The sequence below is a fragment of the Nitrososphaerales archaeon genome (assembly GCA_025058425.1).
Lineage (GTDB): Archaea > Thermoproteota > Nitrososphaeria > Nitrososphaerales > JANXEG01 > JANXEG01.
Genome location: JANXEG010000096.1, coordinates 1 through 575, shown reverse-complemented (window position 1 = coordinate 575; position 575 = coordinate 1). Strand labels below are relative to the sequence as shown.

The window sequence follows — 575 nt, the reverse complement described above, 5'->3', positions numbered from 1 at the left end:
ATGGTGGAAATAATAAAAGTATCAATGAATAACCATAAAGACTTAAAAAGCTCAAGCGATTTCAAATTACGTTAAAGATACCCAATCATATAAAATTCGCAGCGCGGTTAATATTCGTTAATTCCAAGAGGAGTGCTGAAAGACTTTTTCTATAGTGTAAACTCGCTTTCACCATCTATCCTAACAAATCGATAGATCAAAATCCTCTAAGAGATCCTCGCCTTAAACGTTACCATATAGGGCTCCAAATAACAACAGAATATTAGAGAATATTAGATAATCTTAAGCGGATAAGTGAAGGTATAAGTGAATTCATCTGCCATTTTTATATAAAGGCCGTTCAACCATCATAACATAATTTGATGGAATTATGGACCGGGAGGGATTCGAACCCTCGACCCCCGCCATCGGCCGATTTCACGTATGCCAAAGCGGTATCCTACCAGACTAGACGACCGGCCCACAATTAGCTTAATAAATATTCAGATTTATCTTCTTTACTCTTTATAAACTCGAAGATCTTAGAGAGAAATGCGCATGTGTAGAATCCGAATAGTTTATCTTAATCGATAAAA

At 36.3% G+C, this 575-nt stretch carries 1 tRNA gene; it reads right to left on the bottom strand.

Annotated elements, in window-relative coordinates:
• Positions 1–371: 371 nt before the first annotated feature.
• Positions 372–462 (bottom strand) — tRNA-Ala (locus NZ896_06845).
• Positions 463–575 lie beyond the last annotated feature (113 nt).